This window comes from Nitrospiraceae bacterium (assembly GCA_020632595.1).
In the GTDB taxonomy this organism is placed as follows: domain Bacteria; phylum Nitrospirota; class Nitrospiria; order Nitrospirales; family UBA8639; genus Nitrospira_E.
The window spans coordinates 102,100-115,739 of the sequence record JACKFF010000009.1; the positions used below are offsets into that span (position 1 = coordinate 102,100).

Annotated in this window: 9 protein-coding genes and 1 pseudogene; 2 read left to right on the top strand and 8 right to left on the bottom strand. The window is 50.7% G+C overall.

Annotated features, from left to right (window positions below):
• Positions 1-321 precede the first annotated feature (321 nt).
• Both H6750_15450 and H6750_15455 read left to right on the top strand, forming a co-directional pair.
• On the top strand, positions 322-1,191 hold the full coding sequence (locus H6750_15450) for a hypothetical protein (protein ID MCB9775704.1): 870 nt from the start codon (positions 322-324) through the stop codon (positions 1,189-1,191).
• 179 nt (positions 1,192-1,370) lie between these two features.
• A complete protein-coding gene (locus H6750_15455; protein MCB9775705.1) occupies positions 1,371-2,564 on the top strand; it encodes a hypothetical protein in 1,194 nt (397 codons plus the stop codon).
• Between the two features lie 554 nt (positions 2,565-3,118).
• On the opposite strand, the pseudogene H6750_15460 reads toward H6750_15455, so the two are convergent.
• The 8 genes and pseudogenes from H6750_15460 to H6750_15495 form a co-directional block, all read right to left on the bottom strand.
• Positions 3,119-4,241, bottom strand: a pseudogene (locus H6750_15460) (IS3 family transposase).
• Between the two features lie 440 nt (positions 4,242-4,681).
• Positions 4,682-5,605, bottom strand: coding sequence for a glycosyltransferase family 2 protein (locus H6750_15465; GenBank protein MCB9775706.1), 924 nt, complete (start codon positions 5,603-5,605; stop codon positions 4,682-4,684).
• A 721-nt stretch (positions 5,606-6,326) separates the two neighbouring features.
• Complete coding sequence (locus H6750_15470) at positions 6,327-7,349, bottom strand: IS110 family transposase (GenBank protein ID MCB9775707.1); 1,023 nt, start codon at positions 7,347-7,349, stop codon at positions 6,327-6,329.
• A gap of 100 nt (positions 7,350-7,449) precedes the next feature.
• Positions 7,450-8,694, bottom strand: coding sequence for an IS256 family transposase (locus H6750_15475; GenBank protein MCB9775708.1), 1,245 nt, complete (start codon positions 8,692-8,694; stop codon positions 7,450-7,452).
• 238 nt (positions 8,695-8,932) lie between these two features.
• Entirely contained in the window at positions 8,933-10,228 is a 1,296-nt protein-coding gene (locus tag H6750_15480; protein MCB9775709.1) for a methyltransferase domain-containing protein, read from the bottom strand.
• A gap of 117 nt (positions 10,229-10,345) precedes the next feature.
• Positions 10,346-11,683, bottom strand: coding sequence for a DUF4910 domain-containing protein (locus H6750_15485; GenBank protein MCB9775710.1), 1,338 nt, complete (start codon positions 11,681-11,683; stop codon positions 10,346-10,348).
• A gap of 187 nt (positions 11,684-11,870) precedes the next feature.
• Positions 11,871-12,905, bottom strand: a complete 1,035-nt coding sequence (locus tag H6750_15490) for an SDR family oxidoreductase (protein MCB9775711.1) — start codon at positions 12,903-12,905, stop codon at positions 11,871-11,873.
• A gap of 64 nt (positions 12,906-12,969) precedes the next feature.
• Complete coding sequence (locus tag H6750_15495; GenBank protein MCB9775712.1) at positions 12,970-13,632, bottom strand: PIG-L family deacetylase; 663 nt, start codon at positions 13,630-13,632, stop codon at positions 12,970-12,972.
• Positions 13,633-13,640: the final 8 nt, after the last annotated feature.

A 13,640-nucleotide genomic window follows, 5' to 3' on the forward strand; every position in this document is an offset into this window, starting at 1 on the left:
GTCCCTAAATCTGACACAATGACCCTATTTGTCATGTTAAACGGACACTCTCTACTGAAAATTCCCCCTCAGATTGCGGCGGATTTTTTATCCAGCTAAAGAAATTCTTTATTTCACCGACATCAAAGAAGTTACGGAGAGGTGCCTTAAGAGGTAACTTGCAACCCCCGAAAGACCTCTGTTCAGAGAAAAAACAGAATCTCCCCAAGCCATTTGATGATAATTACCAAAGGGAGGAAAACCATGTACCAAAAATGTGAAAAATTTAAAGGAAATACAGTTTATATAATATTAATCGGTCTATGGTGCAACCTTTTTTTAGTGACCCCACAAATAGGCTTGGGGACGGCTTTGGGAGAGACCAGTACGGGTCTCGACTTCCCAGGGAGTGACGCTGTACCCAACTCAACAACCATGCGCTTTAAGTTTACCAATCCCCAAAACAACGGTCTCCCAATTTACGGACCAGGGGGGAATGGCCTTACCTACATCTGGCGTGCCTACCCAAGACAACAATCGGGGTACTATACAGCGTTTTTCTGGGGAAATGATGATGGGCGTGGCGATCTCAGCACATTCTTGTGGACAAGTAACGGCGGAGCCGATTCTTATTATGGGGCTCACCCATATCCCCAAAATCCGCCAAACGGCAATACACACAATTGGGAAGTTTCCGTGGAACAGCAGGATTTCACAAACGGTGCGGTGGTGTATAACCGCTGGCACACCCAAGCGCTCCGCGTCTGGGCAGACGCGAACGGTAACAAGCACCATGAGTTCTATTGGGACCTCCCGAATATTGATTCCAGTCATGTGGTTACCCGTACCTCACCACCCGATTGGGGTAACGTCAATCCTCCTGCTCCAGCGCTAACCTGGGGGGATGCGCCGTGGCAACCCGGCAACGAGGTGTGGAACGGTATCCTTCGTGGCATACAAGTCTACTCGAGTCTCTTGACCAAGAATGAGATGTTGAGCGAAGCCAATGCCCCACTTTCTACTGCCGCTGGCGCCAACACTATTTGGTATCTGAACATGAACCCGACACCGACAGATATCTCAGATAAGAGCGGGAAGGGTCATCATCCATCATGGGTGGGCAGTAAACGTCCTGCGCTCTATTCTGATACTAATTCATCCGACACTACCCCTCCCGCTCCACCAACAGGTCTTCAGATTCAATTACAATAAGAACAGGAGAATCTTCTATTATGGAAAAAATAAATGGATCAATGGTTGCTCGGCTACTTTTTTTTGCGGTTTCTCTTTCTTTTTTTAATGGTGAATCCGTCCACGCTTTACCGTCTTTTCCTGGAGCAGAAGGCTTTGGCACGCAAACCCCAGGCGGGCGAGGAGGCCCAGTCCTAGTGGTGACCAACCGTAATTCTTCCGGTCCCGGCTCTTTTCGGCAAGCCATGTTGACCACCGGACCGAGAATAATCGTTTTTCGGGTTTCAGGTGTAATTGACTTAGGCGGCCCAATCCAGTTGACAGAGGCCCATAGTAACGTGACGGTTTTGGGACAGAGTAGCCCTGGCGGCATCACTTTCATTAATGGGTCCATTGGAAACTATCAAACCAATGTTCATGACGTAATCATCCGGTTCATTCGTATGCGCGCGCAGGCAGAGGACACCATCGCCTTTAATCCCGTGTACAATCTGGTTATCGATCATTCCGACTTTTCGGGGGCGGCGGACGAAACGTTCGACATAGACGCCAGTCACGATTATACCGTGCAATGGTCGACAATTCTGAACAGCATGAGTGGAGCCAACAGCCAAAATTACGGCATCCTCCTTGCGTACCGGCCGACCAACAACATTTCGTTTCACCACAACTTCAGTGCGCACCACTTTAACCGCTGCGGCGCCAATATCCATTGGGCTGGCGGAGGGTCTGTGCCAGCGGGTGGTGCAAATCTCGACATCCGCAACAACATTTTCTATAACTGCGCGTTTCAGCAGATTTATCGGCAGGAGCTTCCGCCTGCCGAAGGGGTGAACTATAACTTGATTGGCAACTATGCCAAGAGCGGGCCCAACACCCCCGCGAACTCCATGATGTTTGGATTGGATGGAACGATTTACATGAACGACAACTTATACCCGGGTCAGTCCATTATGTCCGTCTACTCAAATCCCACCTATCTCACAAAGCCCCATTCCTTTCCTTCAATCACTACGACCTCCGCTCTTAAGGCCTATGACGATGTGTTCACCTGGGTCGGCTCCTGGCCCCGGGACGCCATGACAACCCGCACCATCAATGAGGCCAAGGCAGGCACCGGCACCCTTGGCAAATTGAATGACCCGTTGAATACCAACACGGGCCCTGCCCCGCCTTCTGACTCCGACGGGGACGGTATCCCCGATGGATGGGAATCCTCTCACGGACTGAATTCGAGCAACGCCCAAGACTCCCGACAAATTCATTCCAGCGGTTACGCTCACATAGAAGTCTATTTGAACGAAGTGGCTCAGCAGATAACTGGGCAAATTCCTAATCCTACAGACACTACCCCCCCAGCCGCACCCAGCGGGCTGGATGTGCGGACTTTTTGATTCCCTTCGCAATCGGCTAATTTTTTGGGGCGGAGGTGAAAGTGGCATCAAATAAATGTTCGTCGAACTAGGCTTTCGCAATGACTAGCGGGAAAAATGTCTAGCAGGAAAAGACTATATTTGCGATTTCCACAGTCCCTGGCCATGGGGCACGAATGAAAATACCAACCGGTTGCTTCGGCAGTATTTTCCCAAGGGAACGGGTTTGGCGAGGTACGCACAGCGGACATAGAAAAAATGGCCCTACGAGTGAATCAGGGCCCTCGTAAAACATTAGCGCTTCAGACACCAGTGGAGACACTACAAACCAATGTCGCAATGACGGGTCGAACTCAATGCCGTTTTTTTTAAGATTTCTTTCTCCATCTTCAGGCCCTTATTTTTCGCCTTGAGTCGACGAAGTTCTTCCTGTTCGCCTGTCAATCGACCATTGCCTTGAAAGATTTGCCCTCTCTAGCTTGAGCCTCTTTGACCCATCGCCCCGGCAGAGAGAGGTGGCCCCAGTTTTTTGAACGACGCAATGGTTGTCGATAAGTGGATCGCTCCCGGTTGAGTTAAGCTGCTTTGATAGGCAGCGGGTTATCAACATACTTCTGATCCGGCGTCTTACCTCCATGGCTCGAATGAGGGCGCCGGCTATTATAGAACCGAAAATAGCGAGTGAGTCCTGCGTGTGCCGCAGCGACTGACTCATAGGCATGGAGGTACACCTCTTCGTATTTCACCGATCGCCAGAGGCGTTCGACAAAAATATTGTCCCGCCACGCCCCTCGACTATCCCTACTCAGGCGAATCCCTTGCGCCTTGATAAGCTCGGTAAATGCATGACTCATAAACTGACTGCCTTGATCGGTATTCATGAAATCTGGGGGTTCATACTGGCTCCGGGCGTCCGCAACGGCGTCGAGGCAGAACTGGACGTCCATAATGATCAATACACGCCAGGCTAAGACGCGGCGTGTAGACCAATCCACCACGGCCACCAGATAGACAAAGCCTTTGGTCTGTGGGCTGTACGTGATATTCATGGCCCACACCTGATTGGCTCGAGTGATCACTAAATCCCGCAACAAATACGGATACACTTTGTGGGTTGGGTGCCGCTGTGTCGTCCGCGGCTTGCGATAGCGTGCTTCTACGCCCATCCGTCGCATCAGCGTGGCGACATGCTTGCGTCCAACTAGCAAGTCTTCCTCCCGCAAGAGCTCCCGGAGCATCCGGGCCCCGGCAAAGGGCCATGCCAGATGTAACTGGTCAATCCGGTTCATGAGCCGCTGGTCCACTTCAGAGACCGGCTTAGGCTGATAATACATACTGCCACGACTTACCCCCAAGGCGTGAGCTTGTTTCGTAATGGATAACTGGTGCGGGCGGTCAATCGGCTTGCGCTCAGCACGCCCGCTTTGGTGAGCGCAGTTTCTAAAAAATCATTTTCCAACGTCAACTCACCAATCTTGCATGAAGGCTTTTCACATCAACCGGGGCTGGAGGTGACTCTCCTCCCTCAAACACCCCTGCCGCACGTTCCAGCAGCAAGGTCTTCTATTGGGTGGTTTGATTCGGGTGGACATCAAATCGTTGGGCCAGTTCGGCTAGGGTTCGCTCACCCTTGATCGCGGCCAAGGCCACTTTGGATTTAAACGCAGGCGAATGATTCCGTCGAGGTCGTCTTGCCATGGCCTACACTCCTTTCAGCAGTGGCGCTATCATGCCACAGTTGGCGGAGCGTCTCCACTTAGCCCGCTGTTCAGTTTCTTGGGACCGCCTCTATTAGATGGATATGCTATTTATTTCACTGTTAATTTTGACGATGACATCTTCTTTTCGACGCACCCTATAGGCTTAAATACGAGTTGGGCCGGAAGGTTACTAAGTGTAGAACAAAGAAATTTAGGAAAAAGTCAGTCTTTCGAGTTCAATATGAACATTGAAGACATAAGTGATCCGAACTCCTGTCGCTGGTCGATTAACTAGCGAGGCGTGGAATAACCAACTATCATGATTGATGCCACTCGAAGGACAATTCCTTCTGGTTCAATCCATGAAGAGACTATCTCCCTTGCTCAAGGTACAATCTAAGCAAACGACGGCCTTCACAACACTAGTTTGTCAACATTTCAATTCGGCAAAGTGCCAGCTCGGTCTTTTTTCTGAAAAAGATTTTGCAAAAAACCTGCGAGGTCTTTCATCAAGTCATGTCGAGAGCTTATCAAGCGGCGTAGATTGTAATATTGAACCCTCCATTTATCCCACTTGCCTAGCGGCGCAGAGTGGACAGCCTTAACAATTGCGATATTCTTTTTCCAAGTCGGCATTGTAAAGTTCGAACGGCTATTGCCTGTCCAAAAAAGTTGCTGTTTACTTTCATCCCCTCGCTCAGAACTACTTGCCTCAAAATGCATTCGTCGGTAAAACAGCTGCTCTGGAATCTCAATGAATTTGCCATAGAGTGTCAGTTCTGCCATGAAATTTGTATCTGCAGCAGGGTAACTGCCGTTTCCCATTAGCGAGGTGTGTGCGACGGCTGAAGTGCGCATGAGCCCGTATATGACATTCGTTTGACCAACCGCCTGAAAAAATCTCGAAAGCCTCTCATAGGCCGTTGACTGTTGCAAGTTGAGATTGTCATCATAATGTTGGATATATTTACCATCTTGATCGATCAGACATGTTTTTCCATAGCAGAGAACTGCGTCTGGGTTACTTTCTAATACAGCAACACATTTCTCATGTAACTCAGGTGCACATAGATCATCTGCATTGAACCATCGAAAATATTTGCTTTGAGCTAGCCGGAAAAGTCGGTTGTAATTGTTGCTAGCACCCATATTTTCCTGATTACGTAAGTACGTAATGCGTTTGTCTTCCAAGGTAAAGTCGCGGCAGATTTCTTCGGTCCTATCCGTAGAAGCATTATCCGAGATAATTAAGACGAAATCCTCGAAAGTTTGCCCTAGTATCGACCGAATCGCTTCTTCAATGTAGCGTTCGCCATTATAGACTGGCATGCCCACCGTTATTACTGGTTCAGAGATAGTCATAAGGAAATTTCAATGCATCACTTCGATTTGGTGTCTCTGAATGAAGGTGAGACCGAATTCAAGCTGTACCTGGCTCGCAAATGCCCATTGATCAAATTTCTATACAGTCAAATATGATCATACCGAATATACGGTCCGAGCTTCGCCAAGCTCCGGTCATGATGAGAGCAGCAGGTGTTGCGGTCTCGTGCGATCATACCGCCAAGTCCTACTTCTTGCTCGATTTGGCTCCTTAAATGGCACCTTTTCTTGCCCGTCCTCATCCCAAGCGAAATCGAGAATTCTCACATCCTTCCGACCCTCAATGGCCTCGTCAGGATTTATCTGTTGAGCATAGTAACCCGATAGAGCTAAAACCATGTTTCCCAACTGATATGTAAACTCGCCACCCATGGGAGTCAACAATTAGTTGTAAACTTGGTTCTGACCGCTAGCCATTGAGCTATTGTCATGTATGGACGCTCCTTCAAATGCAAGGATGCTGAAACGAATGAAAGGCGTGAGGTTTGCCGTCATGTATCCGGCCTGTTTCTGCGGGAACCATGCCCGCTGGCCTTGATGGAATCCGCCGACCTGGCGGAGGAGAGATGCCCAGTCAAATCTGCGAGCTGATCGCTCTGACAATAACTCGGGTTGAATCTCTCCTGGCTTCCTGTCTCGCCTTCATTGTTGTGTCACCCTCGCAAGTCCTGTCACGTACCTCTCGTCGCAACCTCCCGTTTTACCGGAAAACTGGATTGAAGTGTTGCTGGTCTCGCATCATCGCCCAGACCGTCCGGGCTGTTTTATTGGCCATGGCCACCAGGACGACATTCGTCGGCCGTCTCTTCAGTAATGCTGTGATCCAAGGTACGGGCTGCTTCGGTGCTCCCCGCTGCCAGCGAAGCACGGCTCGGGATCCGTGAACTAATAAACGCCTGACATATCCATCGCCACGCTTCGAGATCCGTCCTAACCGGCTTTTACCGCCCGATGAATGTTGGCGAGGGACAAGACTCAGCCAGGCCGACAGATGGCGACCGGATTTGAACTGCCTCCCATCGCCAATCGTGGCAATGAGGGCAGTAGCCGTGATGACGCCGACGCCAGGGATGGTCGTTAACCGTTGGCTGCCTTGCTGAGACCGATGCCAAACCTGCAGTTGGCGCTCCACGTGTCGGATGGCCTCCTTCACACCCTGGAGCTGAGCCATGAGCACGCGTAAGGCTTCCCGAGCCCAAGCCGGCAGTCTGATATCTGCTAGGTCAGTAATGACTGTCAACAGATCGTCGATACGCGACGCACCTCGGCTGGCGGTGATCCCAAACTCACTGCAATGCCCTCTCAGGGCATTGATGAGCATCGTGCGTTGTTTCACCAGGAGTTCTCGTGATCGATGGAGCATGAGTACCGCTTGTTGGTCAGGACTCTTGATGGGAACAACGCGCATGTTGGGCCGGACCACGGCTTCCGCAATGGCTTCGGCATCGGCGGCATCATGTTTGTTCGTCTTCAGAAAGGGCCGGACATATTGTGGAGGAATCAACCGCACGTCATGCCCGTAGGTTCGCAGCTCTCGCGCCCAATAGGGCGCACTGCTGCAGGCTTCCATACCAATCAAACACGGCGAAAGCGTCGCAAAAAACTTTACGACTTGTCCGCGCCGTAATTGTTTTTTCAAGACCGGGCCCCCATCTTGATCGACGCCATGCACTTGAAAGACTCGTTTTGCCAAGTCCAGCCCAATGGTGGTGATGTTGTTCATTTGCCTCTCCCCTGAATGATGAGTAATGGCCATCAGTATACTCGCCATCTTGTTTTTAGAGGAGCGTCCATACCATTAAATCTGGTGTCTGGGGCGTTAGTTACGCGGCGACGGGTTCGTTCATTGTGACTTCTATTCCATCTGTAAATTGCACCCCCTTAATCACCAAAGCCAACTGCCGGAATCCTCTCAGTCGTCGCCAGGTTTGTTCCGCACAGCGGCCGAGCTTGAACATCATGTGTAACATCCCATCCCGCGTCAGACAGCTTTTGGTGCGCTTCGTTCGGTGCCGGATCGTGCCAAAGATTGATTCAATGGGATTCGTGGTGCGCAGACTTTGCCAGTGTGCCGCTGGAAACGCATAGAACGTGAATAAGGCCTCTCGATCTTTCTCAAGGCAGGCCGTCGCCTTCGGGTACTTCGCTTCATAGGTCGTCAGAAACGCCCCGAACGCTCGGTTCGCATCGGCTTTGGTCTCTGCCTGCCAGATCTCGTGCAGCGCCTGTTTCGCTTTGGGCTGCACGCTCTTCGGCAAGGCATTGAGGACATTCCGAGTTTTATGCACCCAACAGCGCTGCGGCTGAGTGGTGGGGTAGACTTCCTCCAATGCGCCCCAGAATCCCAGGGCCCCATCGCCAATGACGACAGTCGGGGCCTTCATGCCGCGGGCCTTGAGTTGGAGCAACACCTCTCGCCAACTTTGCGTCGACTCCCGCACCCCATCTTCGATGGCTAAAAGCTGCTTCTCCCCCTGGCTCGTGACCCCGATGACCACTAACGCACAGAGCCGTTGTTCGTCAGCTCGAAGCCCGCTGTAAATCCCGTCAACCCAGACATACACCCAAGTCTCCTCATCAAGGCGTTGCTGGCGCCACGTCTGGTACTCCGTTCGCCAGGTCTGCTTTAACCGCGCCACCGTACTGGCCGAGAGGCCTTTGGCCTCCGGACCCACTAAGGCTTCCAAGGCCGTCTGCATCTCGCCGGTCGAAATGCCTTTCAAATAGAGCCACGGAATCGCCGCTTCCAGCGTGGCCGATTTCCGTACATACGGCGGTACCAACGCGGAGTGAAAGGTGACCGGCGACCCTTGACGACTGCGCACCGTCGGGACTTGGACCGACACCGGGCCCAGGCCTGTTTGAATCTCCCGCTCAGGATGATGCCCACTGCCAACAACCATAGCTCGCCCCTGCTCATCCTGCTGATCCGCATACTGCGCTAATAATTCGGCTCGCTCTGCCTCCAAGGCGTGGGCTAGAAGCTGCCGGGCACCGGTTCGAATTAACTCGGTTAACGTATCTCGGCTCACTGGTTCTTTTGATGGTGTTTTGCTACTCTCTGGCATCGTGGCGTCTCTCCTTTTTGGCGGTTGATCTAAGGATGTCTCGCAACACCCATTTCAACCCGAGACGCCGCGTCTTTTCAACGCACCCAAACACCACTTTCAACTATAACTCCTAGCCATTATAGTATGGGCACTGTTCAGGCCGTTATCGAAATGTGAGATCAGGAGACAGAAACTAGCATAGGACAAAGGTCAGGTGTTCCAAACCGCCTGATTTAGGGGCAACCACAACCAGAGCTCAAAAAACTTTTACTTCTGGTATCGGCACCACAAACTGCGCTCCCCACTTTCGTGTATAAGCCAATTGCTCACTGATCTCATCTTTCAGATTCCAGGGCAGGATCAAAATGTAGTCGGGCCGCGTGTGATCGATCTGCTCTGGTCTATGAATCGGTATCCTCACACCCGGCATGTAACGACCATGTTTGTATGGATTACGGTCGACCAGGTAATCGATCATGTCGGTCCGCACGCCGCAGTAATTCAAGAGCGTCGACGCTTTGCCTGGGGCGCCGTAACCAACAACCGTTTTGTCCTGCCGTTTTGCCTCCACCAGAAAATGCAACAGTTTTCGCTTGGTCTCCGCTACCCTATCGGAAAATCCTGCGTAGAATGCCAAATCATTAATTCCGGCCTCTAACTCCACCTCCATTGTCCGGCGATAGGCTTCGGTCACCGCCCGCGCTTCATTATCGATATGTTTCCCGTAGATTCTCAGCGATCCGCCATGTGTCGGCAGGGTTTCTACATCAAACAATGTGATGCCATGTGCTGCGAAGACCTGCTCCACAGAATACAGCGAGTAGTAGCAGTAATGCTCTTGATAAATCGTGTCAAACTGGTTCTCTTCCATCTGTCGTACCAGATGCGGAAACTCTACGGTCAACACCCCATCATCGGCTAGCAAGATCTTCATGCCAGCGACAAAATCATTTAGATCTGGCACATGCGCCAACACGTTGTTGGCGATCAATAGACTGGCCCGCCGCCCTTGACCTCTCAGCTCTTGTGCCGTTTCGACGCCGAAAAATTTCACTAGACAATTCACGCCCAACTTGGTCGCCTCGGCGGCACAGTTGGCAGCCGGCTCGATCCCCAGGTTTGGAATTCCCCGAGCCACAAAGTTTTTCAGCAAATAGCCATCGTTCGAAGCCAACTCCACCACCAGACTCGAGCTGTCCAGATTCAACCGTTTAGTAATCATCTCGACATACCGCGCCGCGTGCTCAAGCCACGATGTTGAAAACGAAGAAAAGTAGCCATAGTCGCCACCGAATATATCTTCACCATGCACGTATTCTTCAACCTGTACGAGAAAACACTTTTCGCACACAAACGCGTGTAGCGGATAGAAAATCTCAGGTTTGTGAAGATCTGGCTCGGAGAGCCAGTTCTCGCAGAGCGGAGACAAACCCAAATCGACAAGTGTATAGCGCAGCGCGTGGCCGCAGAAAATGCAGTCCCCCTTAGCCTTTCCAATTTTGGGCAGCCGTCCCGAGGCCGGCCCACCAGAGTTCTCTATGCAAGATGTCATTAATTCAGCCATGGATGGATTCCTTACTTAACTTCCTCAAATAAAAGCTTTTTTGTTGTTGACTTTTTTGCGGACAATCATTGCACCTGTCAAACTGGGATAATCTCTTGGTTCGCATCAGACTTGAGACTTGTTGCATGGGAGGATCAAATTGCAGGCTACCAGTTTCTCAGCAGCCTCGCGCATCTCAGCCAGCGGGAGACCGCTTCGTTGGGCAATATCAAGCAACGAATGGTTTTGATCGGAAAAACTCAATATCCATTGCGCCGCCTCCTGCATTACCGCCCTTTTAGGATTCTCGCTACCGTACGTATCGTACAAACCGGCTGACCCCAATCGCGGCTCGCACCAAGGGTGTTGGTTTTGGTATAGGATGTTTGCCTCTAAAGCCGCAAAGATCTCCATGCAGCATTCAAGCGAGTTCTCCAGATATTCTGGTCGGACAAGTTCTAGATTGTCACTCGAGCTATGATACTCGGCGAATTCACCCTCCGCTGTTCGCGTCAACCGACCGACCGGTAGGTTGAAGCCGGGCGAGCAGTACTGTCGCTCATCGAAGCCAGTCGGTGAAAATTCCCTAATCTCGTGCTGGGCACCTCGGTCGCGTAACACCAGTTCGACGGCCTGATCGATTGCAGCCTTACCCTGCCGGCTCCGCTTATACGTCATAGGACCCGCATCACCAAGGCAGGCCAACACCAACCCATGGTGGATGCGAGGGATTGTCTCCCGATTCATCGCTAGCCAAGTGATCGGACCGATCGTCCCTGGGAGAAATAGGAATCGATATGAAAGCCGCTGCCGAGTCTGATGCAGCTGAGCTGCAAAAAACGCGGCCACTACGATTCCCGACAGATTGTCGTTGGCCAGCGATGGGTGGCAAGTGTGCGTCGAGAAAAGCACCTGCTCGTCCGTTTCGCCCGGTAGAAACAGTTCACCATAGCTAAGAGATCCGGGCCGCAAATCGGCGTCAATGCATACTTCATACTCAGCATCTGGGCCTGCTTGACGGAATTGATCAAGCTGAGAGTCGCTCAAGCAAAATCCCCAGCCCTCTTGAAAATACTTCGTGCGGTATGGAATCCAGTCAGGATGCTCCGGCAGCGAGTGCAAAAAAGGTTGCAGCTTAGCGAAAGTCATTGTTTCTCGGATTCCCTGACTGTATGCCACCACGTGCAAATTGTTGCGTTGATAATCGACCAAACGTTTGCCTTGTGCGTTACTAATCCAGGCGTCTCGAATTGTCCACTCGTTGGGTACAGTCCACCCGAAAACGGGAGTTCCCGAATCGACTTCATGTACTTTCAGCGGAACAATGCTTTGTAACAGCTGGAGTGTCTGCCGCACACCAGTCCCTGTTTGGCTACGATGCAGAGGAAACAATTCCCGCATCAGCGCGTGCATCTGTTCACCGCGTCCGCCCTCGAGAAGTTTGTCTGACGGTCGAGGGTTCATCGTTGCAATGGCATTTCAGGTTTGTAAAGAGAAACTTCGGTCAGGTGAGCCGGCAGATTAGCCAATAACACACACAAAGGCCTTTCAATTATAATGGCACTAAAGCAATTGTCCACCAAGGCCTCCGATCCACATTTCCGACAAAGTGTTATAAGCAAGGCAACCATTTGCTGGTGACACAGGGGAATCACGTTGATCCTAACTTCCATCGCATAGTGTCATCTAACTGACCAGTTTCGAGTAGATGTTTGAGCTGAGAAATTCGTTTGTATTTGGGGCCTTCGTAATCGTCAGCATTGAGGCCTATACTTCGAAAAGACTGATAGATATTTTCCGCACCGCTTCGTGCATTCCATTGCAACGGATGATCCGGGAATGTAGATTTGTACTTTGAAAAATCTACACGATAATTCCGCTTGTCACCTCCAGCATCCGCTGCAAACCCTAATTGACAGTCAGGAATCGTTTTTAGCACTATTTCTGCGAGCTGCTTAATCTGATAGTTTTCGGCATTTAAGCCGACATTAAAAGCCTCGTTATGAACCAATTCGCGCGGTGCCGATAAGGCAGCCAGAACTGCACGCGAGATATCTTCGATGTGCACAATAGGGCGCCAGGGTGTTCCATCGCTTTTGAGATGTACTTTCCCTGTGGTAAACGCCCAGGCCAAAAGATTATTCAGCACGACATCAAAACGAATTCGTGGTGAAACTCCATAAGCCGTTCCATTACGCATGAACGTCGGACTGAAATCGGAATCCGCGAGTTGCTTGACATCCTGTTCGACTCGGACTTTTGAGATTGCATAAGGCGTTACTGGATTGAATTCTGCAGATTCATTAAGAATGTTATCTCCCGCAGCTCCGTAGCTACTGCAAGAAGAAGCGAAAACATATCGGGAAATACCGACCTCTCTAGCCATCTCAGCCAGACGAACACTCGCGAGATGGTTTATGTCGTAAGTCATTTGAGGATCGATATCGCCAAGCAAGTCATTGGATAATGCGGCGAGATGAACAACGGCGTCCAAATCCTGAAGATCCTCCTTCTCAACATCACGTATGTCCTTGATAATCTCTGGAACGGGGGCTGGAGCACTACCGTACGTGCTGTTTCGATAGAGATCACTATCGAGGCCAACCACCTCATGACCAGCGGACCTTAACATCGGCACCATCACCGTCCCGATAAATCCTTTATGGCCAGTGACCATTACTCTCATGCGTGTTCCTCCTGATGGAGCATTGCCTACTACGCTGACACCACAAATATTGATTGATGCTGCGTTACCATTGGCAAAGCAGTTTTCGAGAATAAAACGCCTCAGCGTACCTTTCCTGTCCGCCAGATTCTAAACCCCGCAAACACAGTAATGCCTGAAAGGTTTCCACAGTAAACCAAGGCTTGGAATGTTGTGTTTTAAAGTTCGTAAGGAGATGGCATATTTTTTTCTTGGCGGTTAAATCGTCGATTGGAGAGAAAAAATTTGGTGTGCCGACATCCCCATCGTACTTGGGGATTTCATACTCCAATATCAAGTGGTCCCTGAAGGTATTCCAAGTGAACTCGGATACGATACGGTGATCCTGATGCAAGTCATGGCGATAATGCGTGAAAATGAGGTCCGGCTGGAAGGATGCTTTAATTTCTTGAAAAAAGTTCTTGATATCCTTGCCTGCGAACGGAAAACAAGTATCTTCGAATGCCTTCACCACGATGGTCTTGTTTTCTACTTTTTCCAGCAACAATTCCGCACTTTGGACCGCTTCTTGTCGCCTCTCGTTATCGTTGGCGCCAAAAATAACCCAAAAAAATTCTATGTTCCTGTACTCTCTGATCAACTGGAGTATCGTTCCGCCGCATCCAATTTCGATGTCATCACTATGAGCCCCAAGGCACAAGACCTTTAGCCTCGCGCCTGGCTCCTTTGCGCAGGTCATTTGCAACATGGGACTCC

Bases quoted from the DNA above. Each gene is read 5' to 3' on its own strand.
- H6750_15465 (MCB9775706.1), bottom strand. From the start codon at position 5,605: ATGACTATCTCTGAACCAGTAATAACGGTGGGCATGCCAGTCTATAAT.
- H6750_15470 (MCB9775707.1), bottom strand. From the start codon at position 7,349: ATGAACAACATCACCACCATTGGGCTGGACTTGGCAAAACGAGTCTTT.
- H6750_15475 (MCB9775708.1), bottom strand. From the start codon at position 8,694: ATGCCAGAGAGTAGCAAAACACCATCAAAAGAACCAGTGAGCCGAGAT.
- H6750_15480 (MCB9775709.1), bottom strand. From the start codon at position 10,228: ATGACATCTTGCATAGAGAACTCTGGTGGGCCGGCCTCGGGACGGCTG.
- H6750_15485 (MCB9775710.1), bottom strand. From the start codon at position 11,683: ATGAACCCTCGACCGTCAGACAAACTTCTCGAGGGCGGACGCGGTGAA.
- H6750_15490 (MCB9775711.1), bottom strand. From the start codon at position 12,905: ATGAGAGTAATGGTCACTGGCCATAAAGGATTTATCGGGACGGTGATG.
- H6750_15495 (MCB9775712.1), bottom strand. From the start codon at position 13,632: ATGTTGCAAATGACCTGCGCAAAGGAGCCAGGCGCGAGGCTAAAGGTC.